General features: G+C 69.7%; 19 protein-coding genes and 2 pseudogenes. 11 read left to right on the top strand and 10 right to left on the bottom strand.

What is annotated here, in order from left to right; all coding sequences use genetic code 11:
- The first annotated feature begins 430 nt into the window (after nt 1–430).
- The gene (locus ACZ4A5_RS16085) at nt 431–3,166 is read left to right on the top strand and encodes a cation-translocating P-type ATPase (RefSeq protein WP_467583294.1); all 2,736 of its coding nucleotides are present in this window, start codon (nt 431–433) and stop codon (nt 3,164–3,166) included.
- A 244-nt stretch (nt 3,167–3,410) separates the two neighbouring features.
- A complete protein-coding gene (locus tag ACZ4A5_RS16090; RefSeq protein WP_467583297.1) occupies nt 3,411–3,905 on the top strand; it encodes a hypothetical protein in 495 nt (164 codons plus the stop codon).
- A 440-nt stretch (nt 3,906–4,345) separates the two neighbouring features.
- On the opposite strand, the gene ACZ4A5_RS16095 is transcribed toward ACZ4A5_RS16090, so the two are convergent.
- Entirely contained in the window at nt 4,346–5,188 is an 843-nt protein-coding gene (locus ACZ4A5_RS16095; protein WP_467583299.1) for a slipin family protein, read from the bottom strand.
- A 402-nt stretch (nt 5,189–5,590) separates the two neighbouring features.
- On the opposite strand from ACZ4A5_RS16095, the gene ACZ4A5_RS16100 reads away from it, so the two are divergent.
- The 5 genes from ACZ4A5_RS16100 (at nt 5,591) to ACZ4A5_RS16120 (ending at nt 9,783) form a co-directional block, all read left to right on the top strand.
- Nucleotides 5,591–5,749, top strand: coding sequence for an ATP-binding protein (locus ACZ4A5_RS16100; RefSeq protein WP_467583302.1), 159 nt, complete (start codon nt 5,591–5,593; stop codon nt 5,747–5,749).
- A gap of 81 nt (nt 5,750–5,830) precedes the next feature.
- Complete coding sequence (locus ACZ4A5_RS16105; RefSeq protein WP_467583305.1) at nt 5,831–6,952, top strand: site-specific integrase; 1,122 nt, start codon at nt 5,831–5,833, stop codon at nt 6,950–6,952.
- Nucleotides 6,949–9,204 carry a tyrosine-type recombinase/integrase gene (locus ACZ4A5_RS16110; RefSeq protein WP_467583308.1) on the top strand — a complete coding sequence of 752 codons (2,256 nt, stop codon included), beginning with the start codon at nt 6,949–6,951 and terminating at the stop codon, nt 9,202–9,204. The genes ACZ4A5_RS16105 and ACZ4A5_RS16110 overlap by 4 nt, the downstream gene beginning before the upstream one ends.
- Nucleotides 9,194–9,589 carry a DUF6262 family protein gene (locus tag ACZ4A5_RS16115; protein ID WP_467583310.1) on the top strand — a complete coding sequence of 132 codons (396 nt, stop codon included), beginning with the start codon at nt 9,194–9,196 and terminating at the stop codon, nt 9,587–9,589. The genes ACZ4A5_RS16110 and ACZ4A5_RS16115 overlap by 11 nt, the downstream gene beginning before the upstream one ends.
- Before the next feature lie 65 nt (nt 9,590–9,654).
- Entirely contained in the window at nt 9,655–9,783 is a 129-nt protein-coding gene (locus ACZ4A5_RS16120; RefSeq protein WP_467583565.1) for an ATP-binding protein, read from the top strand.
- A 389-nt stretch (nt 9,784–10,172) separates the two neighbouring features.
- On the opposite strand, the pseudogene ACZ4A5_RS16125 reads toward ACZ4A5_RS16120, so the two are convergent.
- The 5 genes and pseudogenes from ACZ4A5_RS16125 to ACZ4A5_RS16145 form a co-directional block, all read right to left on the bottom strand.
- Nucleotides 10,173–10,265, bottom strand: a pseudogene (locus ACZ4A5_RS16125) (Asp23/Gls24 family envelope stress response protein); the annotation flags it as partial.
- Between the two features lie 52 nt (nt 10,266–10,317).
- Nucleotides 10,318–10,482 (bottom strand): annotated as a pseudogene (locus ACZ4A5_RS16130) (ANTAR domain-containing protein); the annotation flags it as partial.
- 71 nt (nt 10,483–10,553) lie between these two features.
- Nucleotides 10,554–10,910, bottom strand: a complete 357-nt coding sequence (locus ACZ4A5_RS16135; RefSeq protein ID WP_467583313.1) for a PRC-barrel domain-containing protein — start codon at nt 10,908–10,910, stop codon at nt 10,554–10,556.
- 41 nt (nt 10,911–10,951) lie between these two features.
- Nucleotides 10,952–11,311: an ANTAR domain-containing protein gene (locus tag ACZ4A5_RS16140; RefSeq protein ID WP_467583316.1), complete on the bottom strand. Its 360-nt coding sequence runs from the start codon at nt 11,309–11,311 to the stop codon at nt 10,952–10,954.
- A gap of 79 nt (nt 11,312–11,390) precedes the next feature.
- Nucleotides 11,391–11,669 (bottom strand): hypothetical protein, encoded by a 279-nt coding sequence (locus tag ACZ4A5_RS16145; RefSeq protein ID WP_467583319.1) that lies wholly within the window; start codon nt 11,667–11,669, stop codon nt 11,391–11,393.
- A gap of 700 nt (nt 11,670–12,369) precedes the next feature.
- Here ACZ4A5_RS16145 and ACZ4A5_RS16150 point away from each other — a divergent pair.
- From ACZ4A5_RS16150 to ACZ4A5_RS16165, 4 genes are all read left to right on the top strand, one after another.
- Nucleotides 12,370–12,537: a hydrophobic protein gene (locus tag ACZ4A5_RS16150; protein WP_467583321.1), complete on the top strand. Its 168-nt coding sequence runs from the start codon at nt 12,370–12,372 to the stop codon at nt 12,535–12,537.
- A gap of 64 nt (nt 12,538–12,601) precedes the next feature.
- Complete coding sequence (locus tag ACZ4A5_RS16155) at nt 12,602–12,775, top strand: CsbD family protein (protein WP_467583324.1); 174 nt, start codon at nt 12,602–12,604, stop codon at nt 12,773–12,775.
- Nucleotides 12,776–12,866: 91 nt separating this feature from the next.
- Nucleotides 12,867–13,493: a hypothetical protein gene (locus ACZ4A5_RS16160; RefSeq protein WP_467583326.1), complete on the top strand. Its 627-nt coding sequence runs from the start codon at nt 12,867–12,869 to the stop codon at nt 13,491–13,493.
- Nucleotides 13,494–13,564: 71 nt separating this feature from the next.
- Complete coding sequence (locus tag ACZ4A5_RS16165) at nt 13,565–13,924, top strand: hypothetical protein (protein ID WP_467583329.1); 360 nt, start codon at nt 13,565–13,567, stop codon at nt 13,922–13,924.
- A 72-nt stretch (nt 13,925–13,996) separates the two neighbouring features.
- Here the strand turns inward: ACZ4A5_RS16165 and ACZ4A5_RS16170 are convergent, their stop codons facing one another.
- The 4 genes from ACZ4A5_RS16170 to ACZ4A5_RS16185 form a co-directional block, all read right to left on the bottom strand.
- On the bottom strand, nt 13,997–15,076 hold the full coding sequence (locus ACZ4A5_RS16170; RefSeq protein WP_467583568.1) for a fatty acid desaturase family protein: 1,080 nt from the start codon (nt 15,074–15,076) through the stop codon (nt 13,997–13,999).
- A gap of 25 nt (nt 15,077–15,101) precedes the next feature.
- Nucleotides 15,102–16,190 (bottom strand): ferredoxin reductase, encoded by a 1,089-nt coding sequence (locus tag ACZ4A5_RS16175; protein WP_467583331.1) that lies wholly within the window; start codon nt 16,188–16,190, stop codon nt 15,102–15,104.
- Between the two features lie 444 nt (nt 16,191–16,634).
- Entirely contained in the window at nt 16,635–17,585 is a 951-nt protein-coding gene (locus ACZ4A5_RS16180) for a slipin family protein (protein ID WP_467583334.1), read from the bottom strand.
- 439 nt (nt 17,586–18,024) lie between these two features.
- The gene (locus tag ACZ4A5_RS16185; protein WP_467583338.1) at nt 18,025–18,663 is read right to left on the bottom strand and encodes a hypothetical protein; all 639 of its coding nucleotides are present in this window, start codon (nt 18,661–18,663) and stop codon (nt 18,025–18,027) included.
- Nucleotides 18,664–19,175: the final 512 nt, after the last annotated feature.

Genomic DNA, 19,175 nt, shown 5'->3' on the forward strand with positions numbered 1-19,175 from the left:
GGCGGGACGTGGGGCTTCGGGGCTGCGGCGCTGATGGGCGGACCGACCGCGGACGCTGCGAATCTCGATGTCGACGTCGCCCCGCTACGCAAGCAGGACCTGACCGCCGCCGCCGGCCTCGGCCGGGCCGCCTGAGCCGGGCGCGGTCGGGCCGGCGGGGGCAGCATCTGCGGCACCCATACACGTCCTGTCCTGCCCGGGCACTTTGCGCCTCGGCAGGCTGAGGGCTGCTGCCGGGGGCCGGGGGGCTTTTCGATGGCCGAACGGCCTCTTCTCGAACGGTAGATCTCGCGCGCCAATGGGACGGAGAGCGGCCGTGCGGCACCTGTCGGCAGCCGCACGCCAGCGGCAGGCGTGGTGCGGGTCCTGGAGGGACGCGTTCGACGACCGTAGTGCGTCCTGCTGCCAGTAGCCCGAGGAGGTGGGTGCAGTGGCCCAGGATCATGTCGTGCGCGGCCCGACGGCACATGAGGGGGACGTCTCACGGCTCGCGGACCCGCTGGAATCACTGACGCTCCTGTTGCAGCATCTGCGCAGTTCCCCCAGGGGGCTTTCGGAGCGGGAGGCGGCGCGCAGGCTGCTGGTCTACGGGCAGAACGCGCTGGTCCGCCGTGGGGGGACCCGGTGGCCTGCCGAGCTGGCGCGCCAGTTCACGCACCCGCTGGCGCTTGTCCTCGCGGTGGCCGCGGTGCTGGCGTGGATCAGCGGGAGCCCGACTCTGGCGGTGGCGATCACGGCGGTGATCGTGCTGAACGCGGCCTTCGCGTTCTTCCAGGAGGTCCAGGCGGAGCGGGCCGTGGAGGCGCTCGCGGCCTTTCTTCCTTCCCACGCCCGGGTGGTGCGTAATGGGCGCCCGCAACAGGTGGCGGCCGTCCAGCTGGTCCCCGGGGACGTGATCCTCGTGGAGGAGGGCGACAGCATCTGCGCTGACGCCCGGCTGCTCGGCGGTGAGATCCAGGTCGACATCTCCACCCTCACCGGTGAATCCGAACCGGTCGCCCGCTCCGCCGACACCATGGACACGGGGGTTCCGCTCCTGCGGGCACGGGACGTCGTCTTCAGCGGGACGGTGTGCACCGGCGGTCAGGCACAGGCGGTGGTCACCGCGACCGGCATGCACACCGAGCTGGGCCGTATTGCCGCACTCACCGCTCGCGTGGTGAGGGAGGACAGCCCGCTGGAACACCAGGTCAAGCGGGTGGCGTGGCTGATCGCCGCGGTGGCCGTGGGGGTGGGGATCGGTTTCCTGCCGTTGGGGCTGGCGGCCGGGCTGGGCTGGAGCGCGGCGATCAGTTTCGCGATCGGCCTGCTGGTGGCCAACGTGCCCGAGGGGCTGCTGCCCACCATCACCCTGGCCCTGGCCGTCGGTGTGCGGGACCTGGCCCGACAGGGGGCCGTGGTCAAACGGCTCAGCGCCGTCGAGACGCTCGGATCGACCACCGTGATCTGCACCGACAAGACCGGAACACTCACCGAGAACCACATGCGCGTCACCTCGCTGTGGACCTGCGACGGCCCCGCCGACCCACACGTGGCGACACCGCGGACCGACCTCGTGGTGCAGGCTGCCGCCCTCTGCACCAACGCCGAACCAGCCCCGGACGACTCCGAGCAGGCGAAGGGCGATCCCACCGAGATCGCCCTGCTGGAACTGGCCGCCGCCCGCGGCCACCCCGTCGACCCGGCCCGGCGGGCGGCCCGGCGCCGGCACCTGTTCCCCTTCGACTCACGGCTCAAGCTCATGACCACCCTCGACGAGGAGGACGGCAGCACCACTGCCCTGACGGCACACACCAAGGGCGCCCCCGAAGAGGTTCTCCCCCACTGCACGCACCTCCAACACCCCACCGGATCTGGCTTGTTGACGGCGGAAGAGCGGGCCGCCGTGACCGCCGCCATGAACTCCTACGCCGCAGCAGGGCTACGCGTCCTGGCCATCGCCGCCCGTACCCTGCCCGCCGGGTCGCCCGTGCCCGCCGACCGCGACAGTGCGGAGCGGGATCTGTGCCTGCTCGGCCTGATCGCCATGAACGACCCGCCCCGACTCCAGGTGGCCGCCGCGATCGCCCGCGCCCACCAGGCCGGGATCCGCGTCCACGTCGTCACCGGCGACTACGGCGGCACCGCGGCGGCCATCGCCCGCCGCGTCGGCATCGGCGGCGACCACCCCCGCATCCTCACCGGCGCCGAACTGGACCGGCTCGCCGAAGCCGACCTGGACCAACTCCTCGCCACAGAAGGCGAAGTGGTCTTCGCCCGCAGCACACCGGAAGCCAAACTCCGCATCGCCGACGCCCTGCGCGCCGAAGGACAGGTCGTCGCCATGACCGGCGACGGTGTCAACGACGCTCCCGCACTGCGCCGGGCCGACATCGGCATCGCCATGGGCCGTTCCGGCACCGACGTCGCCCGCGAAGCCGCCACCATGGTCCTCACCGACGACGACTTCACCACCATCGTCAGCGCCATCGAGGCCGGCCGCCGCATCTACGACAACGTCCGCAAATTCATCCTCTACATCTTCGCCCACGCCATCCCCGAAATCGTCCCCTTCCTGGTCTTCGCACTCTCCGGCGGAGCCGTCCCGCTCCCGCTGACCGTCATGCAGATCCTCGCCATCGACCTGGGTACCGATACGCTGCCCGCCCTCGCCCTGAGCCGGGAGCCCGCCGAGCCCGGCGCCATGCGACGCCCCCCGCGCCCGCGCGCCCAGAACGTCATCACCCGCGCCATGCTCACCCGCGCCTGGGCATTCCTCGGCATGATCTCCGCACTCCTGGTCATGACCGCCTTCACCACCGTCCTGCTGCGCGCCGGCTGGCGCCCCGGTGACCCGGTCGGCCTGGGCAGCCCCCTGCACCACACCTACCGGCAGGCCACCACCGTCACCTGGGCCGGCATCGTCGCCTGCCAGCTCGGCACCGCCGTCGCGGTGCGCACCGAGCACGCCTCCCTGCGCACCGTGGGACTGTTCACCAACAAACCGCTGCTGGCCGCCCTCGGCGTCGCCCTGGCCTTCGCCGCGGCCGCCGTCTACCTCCCCGCCGCGCACACCCTACTGGGAACCGAAGCCCTCACCCCGGGTCAATGGGCCCTCATTGCACCGTTCCCCCTCGTCGTCTGGGGAGCCGACGAACTGCGCCGCTGGTACCGACGCCGCCCCTGACCCCGGTCTGCCCAGGGCACCTGTGACACCGACCGGCGGCCTCCCGCGCAAGGGGTACCGAGATCACTCGACGGCGTCGTGTCGTGATTGTCTGGAGCCGACATACCCAATGCGGTGCATGCGGCGTAGGGTCACTGACAGGTCCCGGACCCCGGCCAGTCGCTCACCGGTGAAGGCCTCAGGACGTCAACCCTGCCCCGGTCACGGCTTGTTCCGTTCGCCCTCACAAACGCAGGGAACCCCGATGGGACGCACCATCCGTCTGACAGAACTGCATCGCACCCAGCAACGGAACCAGGGCACCTCCTCATGTGCGCAGAGCGCGGGGGTACACATTTCCCTGTGCCTGGAACTGCCCCGCGTCACGGACAGCAACATGGCGATGGGCCAGGTGGCCCGTGCGGCCCTCGCCGCGATCGGAGCCCCGGCCTGGATGCTGCACGACCTCGCCGAGACCGCCCGTGTCGGCGCCCAGTACCTGGTGAACCACAGTGCGGCTCCCTTCTACCAGCTGGTGCTGAGCACGGACGCGGACGGCGTCACGATCGCCGTCACGGACTACGCGCCACCCACCCTCGCCGCTCAGCCGGCCTGGCAGATGGTGCCGCGACGCAACGGAAGCAATCCCGGCAGAGCCGAAGCACCAGCCGAGGGGAGCATGCAGCTCCACCACACCCCGGACGGCCATGTGCAGCTCAAAGCCCGCAGCCTCTGGGGGGAGTCAGATCCTCCGGCCTGACGCGCTGCCGCACACAGGCAGCCAGACGGCGAACCCATGAGGGGGCCGGCCATCAACAGGCGAATCGTGTGCTGATCGGCCGGCCCCGGGCCTTCCGGGACACGGCCAGTGGGCCGTACAGGATCAGTCCCGCCGCGCTGAACTCCGCTGCGGTCCGGTGCCAACGGCCCTGCACCGCCCCCGTACCCGGATGCAGGAGGGCTCTGCCCGCTCACGACGGGGGACGCGGACGGGCAGAGCGGATCAAGGAACCCTGGAGCCGTCAGGCTGCTCGACGTTTACTGACCACCCGAGTTGCCGGCGAGCGGGCGGGTGCCGGCTGAGGGCCGTCAGGATGCGTACGGACCACGGGCCTTGGCGTATACGAAGAGCATCATCAACCGGCCATCACGGCTTGCGAGGTCGTGGCCCCACCCGCCGCACCCGGGGGACGCACGGGCTCAGACGCTCTGCGGAAGCAGCGGCTGAGGCCCGTTCTCGTGCACCTCGACGGCTTCGACCGGGACGGTGGCGGCGGCTGCCTCCCGTGAGAGGAACGCTCCGAGCTCTCCGATGGTGCTCATGAGGGGGGCCGGGAAGACAACGGTGGTGTTCTTGTCGACACCGATCTCCACCAGGCTCTGGAGGTTGCGCAGTTGCAGTGCCAGCGGATGGGCCATCATGGTGTCCGAGGCGTCGCCGAGTGCCGCGGCGGCAAGCGATTCGCCCTCGGCATTGATGATCTTCGCCCTCTTCTCCCGCTCGGCCTCGGCCTGCTTGGCCATCGCCCGCTTCATCGTCTCGGGCAGCTGGATGTCCTTCAGCTCGACCAGGGTGACCTCAACACCCCATTCGACGGTGGTGACATCGAGGATTTCGCGGATGTCGAGGTTGATGCGGTCCGTCTCGGACAGTGTCTCGTCGAGGGTGTGCTGGCCCACGACCTTGCGCAGGGTGGTCTGGGCGATCTGGTCGATCGCCGCGCGGACGTTCTCGATGGCGATGACGGACTTCACGGCGTCGACCACCTTGTAGTAGGCGACCGCCGACACATCGACGCTCACGTTGTCCCGGGTGATGATGCCCTGCGACTGGATCGGCATCGTAACGATGCGCAGTGACACTCGGCGCAGTACATCCACGAACGGGATGATGAAACGCAGCCCGGGGGATCGTGTGCCGACCAGCCTGCCAAACCGGAACAGCACCCCCATCTCGTACTGCGTCACGACCTTGATGGCCATGACCAAGGCCACGACAAGCAGAAGGCCGACGACGACCAGGAGGAAAATCAGAACTCCCATGGTGCTGCTCCTCAACGGATGAGTACCGCGTGACTCCCCCGCCGGGCTCCAGAGCCCCGAATGGCCCCTGGCCAGGACACTCGCATGGCCCGCCGGCGGGCATAGCGCGCAGAGTCTTCGGAGAACGCGGGCTTAGCCTCTCCCCTGAGCATTCCTCCATGTGACAGCACGCGGCAGGGGCCGACCGGCCCCGACCTGTAGCGGCTGTCGCTGAGGCTGAACCCTGGGCATACGAGTGTCGCGGGGAGCCCACCTCCCGCGTCCGGGTACCGGAGTCATGCGCTTCCGTGCCGGACGGGACCCCTAAGGGATGCGCGGCAAGGGGACGGTGGCATGTTGAGGCGTCCCCCGGAGTGTGGACACAGGGGCTTATGCCGCGATTGAGAGTTTAGCCGCTCGCAGATGCTGCTGTTCGAACTCCACCGGCGAGAGGTAGTTGAGGGGGCACCTCAGTTCATCTCCGGCCGCTACGAACGCGCGTCCGTGATCGTGACCAGCAACAAGCCCTTCGGCCGCTGGGGAGAGGTCTTCGGCGACGACACCGTCGCCGCCGTTATCTAACCGTCCTGTTGAGGGCTCCACGACGTCCATAACGATTCGGAGCGACCGGCCGGTAGTTGCTCGTGGACTCATTATCTTCCTGTGCTCGTGACGCCCATATCGTTTCGCGTTCAGCCGTTGATCATGCCCTCCGGCACGGATTCGACGACGCTTCTCTCCGATGGCGTTGTCGTCGATCCGGCGGACCGGTTCCTCGCGCATCTGACCGCGATTGATCGCTCCCCGAACACAGTCCGGGCCTACGCGCATGACCTGCGGGACTACTTCGAGTTCCTGGATCGCCACGGACTGCAGTGGGATACGGTCGTGCTGGAGGACCTGGGCCGGTTCGTCACCTGGCTGCGACTGCCGGCCGGGGCCCGTGACGGTCGGGTGGCGGCACTGCCGTGGGTCGAGGCGAATCTCGCTGCGGTCACGGTCAACCGGAAACTGTCGGCCCTGGCCTCGTTCTATGAGTTCCACCACCGGCACGGCGTCGGGCTCGGGGACTTGCTGACGCGGTGGCGCCCTGGTCGGCGGGGCGGTTCATGGCAGCCGTTCCTGGCGCATCTGGGTGCGCGACCCGAGCGGCACCGCGCGATCTCGCTGCGGGCCGAGCGCCGGCCGCCGCGCGAGCTGAGCCAGGCGGAGATGACGACGCTGATCGATGCCTGCGACCGGCTGCGGGACAAGTTCCTGCTGAGCCTGCTGAAGGACACTGGCCTGCGGATCGGCGAGGCCCTGGGCCTGCGACACGAAGACCTCGATACGCGGAGGCGGCTGGTCGCGGTGCGACCCCGCACGAACGTGAACGGGGCACGCGCGAAGACCTGGTCGCGGGAGGTCCCCGTCGATACCGGCCTGTTCCGCCTCTACAGCGACTATCTCCACGACGAGTACGGGCCGCTGGACTGCGACTACGTGTTCGTCAACCTCTGGCGGCCCCCGGTGGGGGCTCCGCTGGGCTACTCCAGCGTCGACCGGCTGGTGCGACGACTGCGGGACCGCACCGGCATCGCGTTCACACCGCACCTGTTCCGGCACAGCTATGCCACCGCGCTCCTACGGCGCAAGGTCCCCGCCGAGATCGTGCAGCACCTCCTCGGGCACGCAAGCATCACCACCACCGTCGATACGTACTCGCACCTGGGCATCGAGGACGCCCGCCGCGCTCTCGCAGAGGCCGGATTCCTGGACGACGCGGCCATGGGGGCACCGGCATGAGGCAACTGCAACCGGTCTCCTCCACCGATGACGACCGCGATCTCGGCGCCGGTCTGGAAGCCCGGCTCCGGCCCCAGTTCGCCCAGCCGGTGATCCTGGCCGACCCCGACGACCCAGTGACCGGCGGTCCCCGCTGCCTGGTCCCGGTCTGCGACCGCCTCGCAGTGATCTTCGGTAAGTGCTCGGCCCACCACCAGCGGTGGATCGACGACGGCCGCCCCGACGATGTCCCCACCTGGGCCGCGACGGCGCCGGCGAACCGACGCTGGCTGCAGCCGCCGCCCAAGTGCGCGATCGGCACCTGCCGTCGCAGCCGCCGCGAGCACGGTCTGTGTCACTCCCATGCCCACCGCTGGGATCGGGAGGGCCGCACCGATCTGCCGCAGTGGATCGCCGACGGCGGTGGCCGGCCGCTGCCGGCCGGGCCCGGCTGCCGGTTTCCCGAGTGCGCTCTGGAAGCGGAGGGCGAGGCGGGATTGTGCGTCCACCACCGCAACCGGTGGGTCCGTGCGGACCGGCCGCCTATGGAATTGTGGCTGCTGGGCTGCGCGACTTTTGGACGGGACCGGTTCGACCTGCGGGCCCTGCCGCAGCGGATGCGGATGGAGATCGCCTACGCGATCCAGTGCCGCGTCGATGAACGCCGCACCCTCACCCGCCCCCACTCCATCCGACGACTGCTGCGGGCGCTGCCCGCGACCGGCGCCACCTCGCTGCTGGACCGAAGCCCCGAAGAGTGGATGGCATACCTCGGCTTCTCCAACGAGCGCGGGCACATCGAGCGCCGCTTCCTGCTGGACGCCATCGGCTACCTCCGGGACATCGAGGAAGGCGTTGGCTGGGACGCGGAGTTTCCCCGCGACGTCTGGCTTCTGCGGCGCCTGGGTTTCCCCGGCCGCGATGCCCGGCTCCGGTTCACCGGCATCGAGCCGCTCTGGCTGCGGCAGTTGACCAAACGGTGGGCCCGCTGGCGGTTGTCCACCGGCATCGCCCTGGCCACCGTCGGCGCTGACGTCCGGGCGATCACGTCGTTCGCCCAGTCCTTCCCCTCATTGCGGAACGGGCCCGGGGCCCTGACCCGCGAGGTGATCGAGGTCTACCTCGCCCACCTGGTCGAGCGGTTTCCCAACCCGAAGAGCCGGACAGGCCAGCTCAGCAGCCTGGCCGGACTCCTTCGCGCGGCACGTCAGCATGGCTGGGAGCCACGCCTCTCGCCCCAGGTCGACCTGTTCCCGGAGGACTACCCCCGCTTGACCAGGGGCGCCCCGCGAGCACTGCCGGAGACGGTGATGGCCCAGCTCGAGCGCCCCGAGCACCTCGCCCGGTTCGCCGACCCCCGCGGCCGGCTGCTGGCCAGGATCTTGATGAACACCGGTCTTCGCGTCGGAGACGGCAGCAAGCTGCCGCTGGACTGTGTCGTCCGCGACGGCCAGGGGGCGCCCTACCTGCGCTACACCAACCACAAGATGCGCCGCGAGGCGTTCGTTCCCATCGACACCGATCTCGCCCAGACCATCACCGCCCAGCAGCAGACGGTGCTCGACGAGTTCGACGACCCCGCCTTCCTGCTGCCGCGGCCGAACCGCAACCCCGAGGGCAAGGTCGCCTTCAGCACCGCGACCTTTCGCGGACAGCTGCGGGAGTGGCTGCGGATCTGCGACGTCCGCGACGAGCACGGCCGCCCCGTCCACGTCACCCCGCACCAGTGGCGTCACACCTTCGGCACCCGGCTGATCAACAACGAGGTCCCGCAGGAAACGGTCCGGCGCCTCCTCGACCACGACTCGCACGCCATGACCGCCCACTACGCCCGGCTGTCGGACACCACCATCCGCGAGCAGTGGGAACGAGCCCGGAAAGTCAACATCGCCGGTGAACAACTCACCGCCGACAACGGCCCGTTGGCCGATGCGGTCTGGATGAAGAACAACCTCGCCAGGGCGAAGATGGCGCTGCCCAACGGCTACTGCGCGCTGCCACTGCAACAGAAGTGCGAGTTCGCCAACGCCTGCTTGACCTGCCCGGTCTTCGTCACCACGGCCGAGTTCCTGCCCCAGCACAGACACCAGCTCGAGCAGACCCAGGCCCTGATCGCCCGCGCCGACGCCGACGGCCACCAACGGCTGGCGGAGATGAACCGCACCGTCGAGCGGAACCTCCTCACCATCATCGACAGCCTGAGCGGCCCCGGCTGCTGCACCGGCGAAGCGTCCTGCTCCTGTTCACGAACGAGGGACCCGAATGCCAGCTGAACCCGTCCACCACCTTGTCGCACATGCGCGGCAGCGTCACCAGCAGACCCTGAATCGCGCCCGGCAGACTCTCGCCGAGATGGCCGACTCCGGCGAGCCGGTGACCGCGGCGCTGGTCGCCCGACGAGCCGGCGTCTCACGGTCCTGGATCTACAGCCAGCCCGAACTCCGCGACCGGATCCAGGAGCTACGAGCCCTTCGGGCCGACGCGGACACCGTCCGGAACACCGTCACCCGGGCCAGCGACGACTCACTACGACAACGGCTCGTGCTCGCGCACGAACGCATCACCCGACTACGCGAAGAGAACCAGCAACTCCGCGATGCCCTCGCACACGCCCACGGACAGCTCCGGGCGGCCCGACTCCGCACCGAGGAACCGTAGTCAAAGACACCTGTCCACGACACGAAACAGCAGGCCACAGACCTGATCCAGCAGCGGAAGTCGAGATAACCACCGCGATGATCGACCGCCTGGTCCACCACGCGGAGGTCATCAGCCTCCGCGGCGACAGCTTCCGCATGCGCGGACGCGACCTCGGACGCGTCCCGCCCGCCGAGGCCAACAACAACGAATAGCAAGATCGACTGACGCGTCGGGGGTCAATTTCCGACCGTCGACGGTGGGTCACGATTCACGCGTCGCCGACAGACACTCACGACGGCCACAACGAACACCCAAGGCGCCATACTCTCCGGCAGCACACGCAGACGTAGTGCGGCGAAGACGATGCCACTGCCGCCGAGCCGGTAGCGGTACGGGGTTCAACGCGACCAGCACCGAACAGCGATCGGTCATCGGTCATCGGTCATCGGCGAATCCCGGGCGACGAGTGCCGGGAACCCACCGGCCTCTGCACATGGACACTCGCGTCACGCCACATGAGAGCCCCGCCCGTCGTCGTCCGGCACGCGCGCGGCGCGTCCGCGGTATCCGGGCCGCAGCACGCGTCTGCTGGAGCGGGGCGCTACTGCACCCGGCCCTCGCTGTTCTCCGGTGCGTCCTCTTCGGGCAGATGCACGTCGTTGACGGAGATGTTCACTTCGACGACTTCGAGCCCCGCCCAGCAGCTCCCAGGCACGCTTGCTGGGACACGGCGCAAGGGCCATCACCATGCCGCGCGCCTGGTCGATCACCGCTCGGCTCGACAGCGCCCTGGTCAACTGCTCTTTCTTCGAACTCAGTTGGAGGATCCCGACGACGAGAGCCACATCCCCGGGCGACGTGTCACCTGTCAGGAATCTGCACTCTTCGCCGGGTGTGATCGCCTGACGCATGGCCCCCACCTCTACCTCACAGCACAGTGATGAAAGCCATGGCCTGCGATCCCCATGGGCGCGGCTCGCGGTCAGCGGCGGGCGAGTTGCCGCTCGCCGGCCGCACCGGGCTCGTAGGGCAGCCCGTAGTGCTTGAAGACCGCTTCCTCGTCCTCGGCGGGCAGGACGTCGTCGGTGCCGATCGAGGGAGCGGTCTTCACCAGTGCCTTGGGATAGGTGACCTTGAGGTAGCCCGGACCGACGGTCGCGTCGTCCAGGGGGACGAACAGCAGGCGGTGCCGGGTGGGCAGTCCGGTCCGCACCGTGGCCATGGCCGGCTCATCGGTGGCGGTGTCCACATAGACCGCTTCGAGGACACCGATCTTGTGCGCCTCGGCGTCGAGGACGGCGAGGTCGCGCCACTCGCGGACATCGGCTGTGTGAATCATGACGTCTCCCTCCTGAGGGGCCCGTCCCGTCCGTACGACGCTCAATTCCGGTCCGCCGCGTGGAACCGCCGCAGCGAACGGCGCAGTTCCCGTTGCATCTGCCCGGGAAGCTGCGCGCCTTCCGCCGTGGCCACCACGGCCGCGGCCACCTCTCGCAGCCTGAGATCGCACCGCCGCGCGACATCCACCAGCAGTCCCCGCGCTGCCGCGCGTCGGCACGGAGTCAGCACCATCACCATGCCGCATGCCTGGTCGACGACGGCTCGGCCCGACATCATCCGGCGCAGCTGATCGATCTCGGTGCGCAGCGCGGCGACGTCCGGCCCTGGGGGCGCGTTCCCCCATGTGGCGTGGGCCCTCAGGTGCCATCGTTCCTCTTGGATCGTGGTCAACTTCGGCACGTCAAGCCTCTCTCGCCGAATGCCTCCGTCCAGCCCGGCTGACGCCGCTCCGGAGTGCCTGATCAGACCATTTCGCGGATCACCTGTGGTGTTCGTGGTCCCGGCGGTCCTGGCGCCGCCAACGCCCTTGGCGCTGGCGGCGATAGCGGCGGTCCCACCGGTCCTCACGATCCCGGTAGTCCCGGTACGCGCCGTACTCCCCGTAGTCCGAGTCGCCGCCGCGCCTCCAGCCCCCGGCGCCACCCCAGCCGCGGCCGACGAGGACGAAGACCAGCACGGCCGCGGCAACCCACCACAGGGCGTTGAGGAAACCGAGCCCGAACAGGACCGCGAGGAAGATGAACCAGAGCACGAACACAGTGGGCCTCCCTGGAGCAGAACGGGACATCGCTGCCAGGGTCCGGGGCCTTGCTCCCCAGCGTAGTCCTGTCCGAAGCCTGCGAATACCACACCGAGGCATCACGAACTAGCCATGCCGGTTGGCTACTTGACACCTGGTCAGCACTTGCGGCCGAGGCTAGTGTGCGCCGTGCCGCCCCGGCCCCCGGCTGCGCCGAACAGCCCTCGCGCTCTCCCAGGGAACGCACCGCGCGCATCGCTGCCGGAACCGCCGCGCCACGAGCTTGGCCGCTCCCGCACCCGGCCTCGCCCGGCCCGGCGCGGCCTCGATGCGCTCCCCGCGGGCACGGATCCGCTGCCCGCCGCGTCGTACGCATCGACCACAGGCGGTACGCATGTACACGCTGATCGTTCCGGCCGCAGTCCCCTTCGTCCTGCTCGCCACCGTCATGGGCCTGGCCTGGTGGGAGGATCGCATCCTGCCGCCTGCCGAACCGGCCGCGTCTGGCACCACAGCTCCGGCCGCCCCTGCGGCCCCGGCCGCCCTCCCCCCACCCATGGGTGTACAAGGGCCGTTGACAGGGGACGTCGCCAGGCGTTGACTGACGGCACGGTGCAGGGCCATGCCACTCCGGATCCCTCGGCGACGCATTCCACCTTCCCGCTTCGCCCGGACCCCGCGGAATCCAGGAACACTCCCGCGATCTGGAGGCCCGGTGATGTTATGGATCCTTCTCCTTCTGCTGATCCTGGTGGTCTTCGGGTTTGGCTTCACCCTGCAGATCCTGTGGTACGTCGCGGCTGTCCTTCTGGTCCTCTGGCTCGTCGGTTTCGTGACGCGCGGGCGCGGCGGAGGCCGACGTCGTTTCGGCCGCAGCCGCGGCTGACCCACCCCCACCCCAGCGCACGGCGGTCACACGCGGGCCCCCGTCGGACGATCAGAGGACGGCCATGAGCGCAGGACAGACGATCAGGCACAAGGCACAGGCTTTCACGGGCCGGATCAAGGAACGCTTCGGCAGGAACACCGGCAACAGGCGACTGCGGAGGCGGGGCAGGACCGACCGGATCTCCGGAGGTCTCAAACAGTCCGGCGACAAGGCCAAGGGCGCCTTCAGGCGCTGACGCGACCGACCGGCTCCCCCACCGGGGGAGCCGAGGGGTTGACTCACATGCAGCAGAGCGGACACCGGCTCAATAACCCAAGAGGGCAGCCATGGCCACCGTCGTCATCATCACCGTGCTCGTCATCGGGGCGGCATCCCTCGTCCTCATCGGGCGTGACCGAGCCCGGGGCGGGGGCGGACGCGGTCTGAAGCGCCGCTTCGGGCCCGAGTACGACCGCGCCGTCGACCTCCACAACGGCGACGTACGGGCAGCCGAGGAAGAGCTCAGTGAGCGTGTGAAGCGCCACGGCTTCCTCGAAAAGCAGCCGCTGTCGCCCGAGATCCGCGAGCAGTACATGGTTCAATGGGCCACCGCGCAGGAGGAGTTCGTCGAGTCGCCGCAGAAGGCTGTCATCGAGGCCGACGCACTGCTGTCGCGCCTGGCGGGCGACCGGGGCGTCCCCAGCGGTGAGCAGTTCGAGGAGCAGATGGCCGCGCTCTCCGTCCACCACGCCGGCCACGCCCATGGATACCGCAGCCTGCACGGGGCTGCCCGCGGCCGGAGCGGAACCGAGGAGATGCGGGAGGCCATGGTCGAAGCCCGCGGTCTCTTCGAGGACCTGGTCACCGCACAACCAGCCGCCCCGAACCGGCGCGGTCCACGCCCCTCGGACGATCGCAGCCACGCGCCGCGGGCACTGAGCCGACGACATACCAAGGGAAGTGACGCACGATGACGTATGACCAGGAACGCGCACAACAGCCCCGGGGCGAGAGCCCGGCCCCCGGGAAGCGACACGCTCCGCAGATGCCCCGCAGCGAACCGGACCGCCCGAAGTACGATCCGGTCATCGAGACTGACGATCCCCACCGGACCCCCGCGCCCACACTGTTCCCCCAAGGTGAGCGGGACAAGATCGCCATGGGGCTCCAGCAGGCCCTCGGCACCTTCGTGGAGAGCCCGCGCCAGGCGGTGCAGGAGGCCGACAGCGTCTTCGACGACGCCGTGACCCACCTGACCGAAGCCCTTGCCGAGCGGCGCCGCGTCCTGCGTGCGAGCTGGCAGGACAAGGGCGCCGACGTGCAGACCGAGGAACTGCGGCTCGCGCTGCGGCAGTACAGGGAGACCACGGAGCTGCTGCTGCACATGGAGCACGCCGGTCAATAGGCCCCGCGGCAGTGAGCACGGACCCGGGGGTTCATCGAACCCCCGGGTCCGTCCGTGTTCCGTCCGTGGACCTCATGTCCCCGGTACGGCGAAGCGCAGGATGCGCCCCCAGGTGGAGCCGTACTGGCGCCACAACGGCCCGGTGACGTACGGAATGCCGTACGTCTCGCAGAGTTCCCGCACGCGCGGGGCGATCTCGGCGTAGCGGTTGCTGGGCAGGTCGGGGAAGGCGTGGTGCTCGATCTGGTGGCCGAGGTTGCCGCTGAGCACGTGGAAGAGCGGGCCGCCCTCGATGTTGGCCGAGCCCTGGATCTGCCGCAGGTACCACTGTCCACGCGTCTCGCCCTCGATGTGCTCCTCGGTGAAGGTCTGGACGTCGCCGGGGAAGTGGCCGCAGAAGATGATGGTGTTGGTCCACAGGTTGCGCACGGTGTTGGCGGTGAGGTTGCCGAGCAGGCAGGGCAGGGCGGAGGGTCCGGCGAGCAGCGGGAACAGGACGTAGTCCTTGGCGAGTTGGCGCGTGGCCTTGGCGAGGAACCCGGTCAGGTCGGCCACGAAGGACCGCCATGTCTTGCGTCCCGCGGCGACGGCGTCGGGCTCCAGGTCGTACAGCGCGATGCCCCATTCGAAGAGCGGGGCGAGGACGAGGTTGTAGAGCGGCTGGGCGAGATGGCGCACACGCCAGCGCTGGTCGGCGCTCATCCGGAAGACGACGTAGCCGAGGTCCCGGTCGCGGTCGACGACGTTGGTCCAGGTGTGATGCAGGTGGTTGTGGGTGTGTTTCCACGCCTCGGCGGGGGTGAGGAAGTCCCATTCCCAGGTGGTCGAGTGGATGGCCGGGTCGCCCATCCAGTCCCACTGGCCGTGCAGGATGTTGTGGCCGAGCTCCATGTTCTCCAGGATCTTGGCGACGCAGAGCATGGCCGTTCCCGCCACCCAGGCGGGCGGGAACAGGGAGACGGCCAGGGCCATCCTGCCGCCCGCCTCCAGGCCGCGCTGGGTGGCGATCACGGTGCGGATGTACCGGGCGTCGTCGGCGCCGCGCGCGGCGATGACCTCGGAACGGATGCGGTCGAGTTCCGCACCGAGTTCTTCGTGGAGATCCTTGCCGAGGTGCTGTGCGGGGGCCGCATCGGTGGAATCGAGCGGGATCGGGGTCACAGGGACTCCTTGGTGGCTAGGCGTCGAGGGCCAGCGGTCCGGCCGCGGCCGAGACACAGGTCTGGATCAACCGGCCGGTACGTTCGCGGACTTCACCGGTACGCAGGTCGCGTACGTGGCCGTAGGTCAGCGGGGTGAGGCAGCCGAAGCAGATACCGCGCCGGCATCCGTACGGCATCGGCACACCCGCCGACTCGCCCACGACGAGCAGCGGGGTCGTGGCGTCCGCCGTGCTCTCGGCGCCGGTGCGTGTGAACCGCACCCGGTGGCCGGGCCCGGCGTCCGGCTCCGGCGGCGGAACCGGCGTGAGGCGGAAGCGCTCCACGTGCAGGCTCTCGGCAAGACCCGCACGGCCCCAGTGGTCCTCCAACGTGTCGAGCAGGCCGGCCGGGCCGCAGGCCCAGGTCTCGCGCTCCCGCCAGTCGGGGCAGAGCCGGCCCAGGTCTTCCGGGGCCAGCCTGCCGTGCTGCCGGGAGTGGCGTTCGCGATAGTCCAGCCAGTCCAACTGCCGCCGCGCGGAGTCGAGTTCGGAGCGGAAGATGCTGTCCCGGGCACGGGGCGCACTGTGTACAAGGACGACGTCGGGGTGCGGGGCCCGACGGCTCATGAGCGTACGCAGCATGCCCATGACCGGCGTGATCCCGCTGCCCGCGGTGACCATCAGGATGCGGGGCGGGAGCCGGTCCGGAAGGACGAACTCCCCTTGCGCCGGGCCGAGTCGCAGGACAGTGCCCGCAACCGCCCGATGGACCAGCCGCGGCGACACCGTGCCGCCGTGCAGCGCCTTGACGGTGATGGTCAGCAGCCCGTCCTCTTGCCCCGGCGCCGAGGTGAGGGAGTACGTGCGCCAATGCCATACGCCGTCCACCTCGACGCCGACCGGCAGGTACTGCCCCGCGCGGTGCCCCGACCAGCCCCGGCCGGGCCGGATGACGAGCGTGGCGGCGTCCGCGGTCTCCCGGCTCACCGCTGTCACCCGCCCCACCGGGAAACGGGCGCCAAGGAGGGGGTCCACGAGTCCGAGATAGTCGTCCGGGGTGAGCGGGCTGGTCAGCCAGGAGACGGCGGTCAGCAATCCACGTACGAGAGCCGGTACGGCAGGCATCCACAGAATCCTCTCGTCGCACAGCACGAGCAGTGCTGCGCACGTCGAGTCGTCCCGGGCCCGGCTGAAGCAACGTAACCACGACTGCGCGAAGCGATGTGCGCCCAAGAGGGGCATCCCGCCATGCACGATCTGCGATATCCGACGAAGGCGTCACCGCGCGGCGCGGTGGACTGCGAGGACATGTCAGGACGGATCAGGTGGAAATGACCGGAAGTCAGCGCCTTTCGGACGTCGCCCGACCATCGTGGGAAGCGGCCGCGACTCCGGTCCACGGCAGGGCCCTCACCGAGCACACGAAAGCCACCCCCGCCCCCAGGCCGGCCCGGGGACAGGAGTGACTTCGCCCTGCCTGACATCACGTCAAGGTGTCGGTCGAACGCGCGTCAGACGTACGTCCCATGCGGCGGTCGACCGCGTCGCGCCCCGGGCGCTGCGCAGCGGTCAGCCGCCCAAGGCTTCCTCGGCGTCTCGCCGCGTCGGCCAGTTGTCCCGCCGCTCCCGGGCCACCTCCGCACGGCCGCCGGCCGCCTCTCCGGGCGGGACCGACCGCGCGAGGGCCGGTGCGCGGGTGGCGGGCTCCGGGATCACTGCCCCTGAGGAGAGCGCCGCCCGCCGGTCGCCGCGGCGCACCCGCCGCCCGTCGGCCTCGGCGCCGCTGTCACCGCCCTGGCTGCTCTGGTGCTCGAAGAAGCGGAGCATCTCCACGGGGAACGGCATCACAAGGGTGCTGTTCTTCTCGGCGGAGACGTCCACCACGGTCTGCAGCAGGCGCAGTTGGAGTGCACCGGGGGTGTCGGCCATGGTCGCGGCGGCGTCGGTCAGCCGCTGGGACGCCTGGAACTCTCCGTCGGCGGCGATGACCCGCGCGCGGCGTTCCCGCTCGGCCTCGGCCTGCTTCGACATCGAGCGCATCATCGACTCCGGAAGGGCGATGTCCTTGATCTCGACCCGCTCGATGCGCAGCCCCCAGGGTTCCTCGGTGGGTGCGTCCATCACCTTCTTGAGTTCGGCGTTGATGTGGTCGCGGTCGGAGAGCAGTGTGTCCAGGTCGGCTCTGCCGATGACCGAGCGGAGGGATGTCTGGGCGATCTGGGAGACGGCGGCATGGTAGTTGCGCACGTTCACCAGGGCCTTGACGGGGTCGATGACCTTGAAGTAGACGACCGCGTCGACGGTGAGTGTCACGTTGTCGGCCGTGATGGAGCCCTGCGGCGGGATGCCGAGGACCTCGGTCTGTACGGACACCTTGCGCATCCGGTCCCCGATCGGCCGGATGACCCGCAGGCCAGGACCTCGGATGTCCGGCAGCAGGCGCCCGAAGCGGAACACCACGCCCTTCTCGTACTGCTGGACGTCGCGCAGGCTCAGGGCGAGCAGGGCCAGACCGGCCACGGCGCACAACACCAGCACGGTGAGTCAGAACACCCATGGTTCTCACTTTCCTTACATCGATGACGGTCCCGGACCCGAGCGGTCAGGGAAGCACGCGGCACGGGAGAATCCCGGCCTGTCGTCTGAGATGCGGCCGGGGTCTCGGGCTGCCGTCGAGGTTGTGGCGGGCCGGCGGGCCGGTCCGCCACAGCCGGGTCAACTCCGCTCAGCACTCACCCTGTTAGCGGGATCGATACCGGTAACGGCCAGAATCGGCTCGGTCGGGACGGCGTTGTCATTCAGTACGGTCATGCCCTTCTGCACGGCCATGACTATCGCGGCCTGCGCGGGGCCGAAGCGGACCGTCAGTGCGGTGCGGACCCGACAGCGGCCGCGGTGACCACCAGGGTTCCCCTCGCTCCCACCTCGCCGCCGACGGAACGCAAACGGTCAGGTCGGTCTACGACACCGTGCGCAGGCGCGCCGCGTCCACCATCAGCCGGTCCACACGCGAGGTGTACAGGGAGCCGCCCCGACCCGACAGCGGATCATGCATGACCACCGGCCGGAAACCGAGGAGAGCGGAAGGGATCCGGAGTGACGTGGAAGAGGACGTACTTCCGGAGACCGACGCGGGGGAAAGAACGGTCGCAGGCATGAAGCGAACCCTGCTCCGGACCGACCGGAGTCGGCTCGGCGAGATCAGATCACCGAAAGCGACAACAGCATGGAAGCCGGTGCGCGAAATACCCTCGGTACCACCGAGCGTACTCCGTCGACGGTCCGAGCGGACCGTCCCGGCAGCGCGGCCGGTCCCGGTGAAGCTCATCGACCCGGCCACCGCGAGTGCGGTGCGCAGCGGCCCGACGGCCCGGCAGCTGCCGTGGGCCGGGCCGCGGTGGAAGCCGACCGTGACGCCGGTGCCCGCGACGGTGTGGAGCACCGCGGCGAGCAGGACATCGAGGGGACGGATCCGGCGCCCCCACAGCAGCCGGAAGGCCAGACCACGTGAGAGACGTGCGCGGTTCTTGACCTCGTTGACGACAGTGCGGCCGGGGTCTCGGGCCGCGCCTCTTCGACGTTGGGTGCGTCGCCGCATCGCTGAGAGCGGATGCCTCTCGGGACGGCCACTCCTGCGCATCTGCGTGGTGCGGTGGCCGCCACCGGCCGATGCCCAACAGCGGGAAGGCGGGTTGATGGGTCATGAACTGCCGGCTGCTGCTCTCCTACGGCACCGAGCGGTGAGATCTGTTCGTCGTCCCGCCCGAGACCGGGGTGAAGTCGGCGGCCCGCCCGATGACAGCCGCGTCCGACCGCAACGATCTGCCGCGGACCGAGCCGGGCATGCGGTCCCCACGGCCGACCCACACCCACGGCAGTCACCTGCTCGATCGTCCGGGACCGGAGTTCCTCCGCTGCAGGCGTCCCGCCGATGGCGCGCGGTGGCCACACGTTCCGTGGCGTGTGATGCCTGGAACGAGACGAGCGGTGCCACACGCCCCAGGACGAGGTGTGCGAACTCGGTTGCCGCACATGGCCCGTTGAGCCCGGACGGGGAGTAGCCTGGAGGTGTCGAGAGCATTTCGCACACTGGCTTCCATGCTGACGTCG

The organism is Streptomyces sp. NPDC025618, from assembly GCF_055558795.1.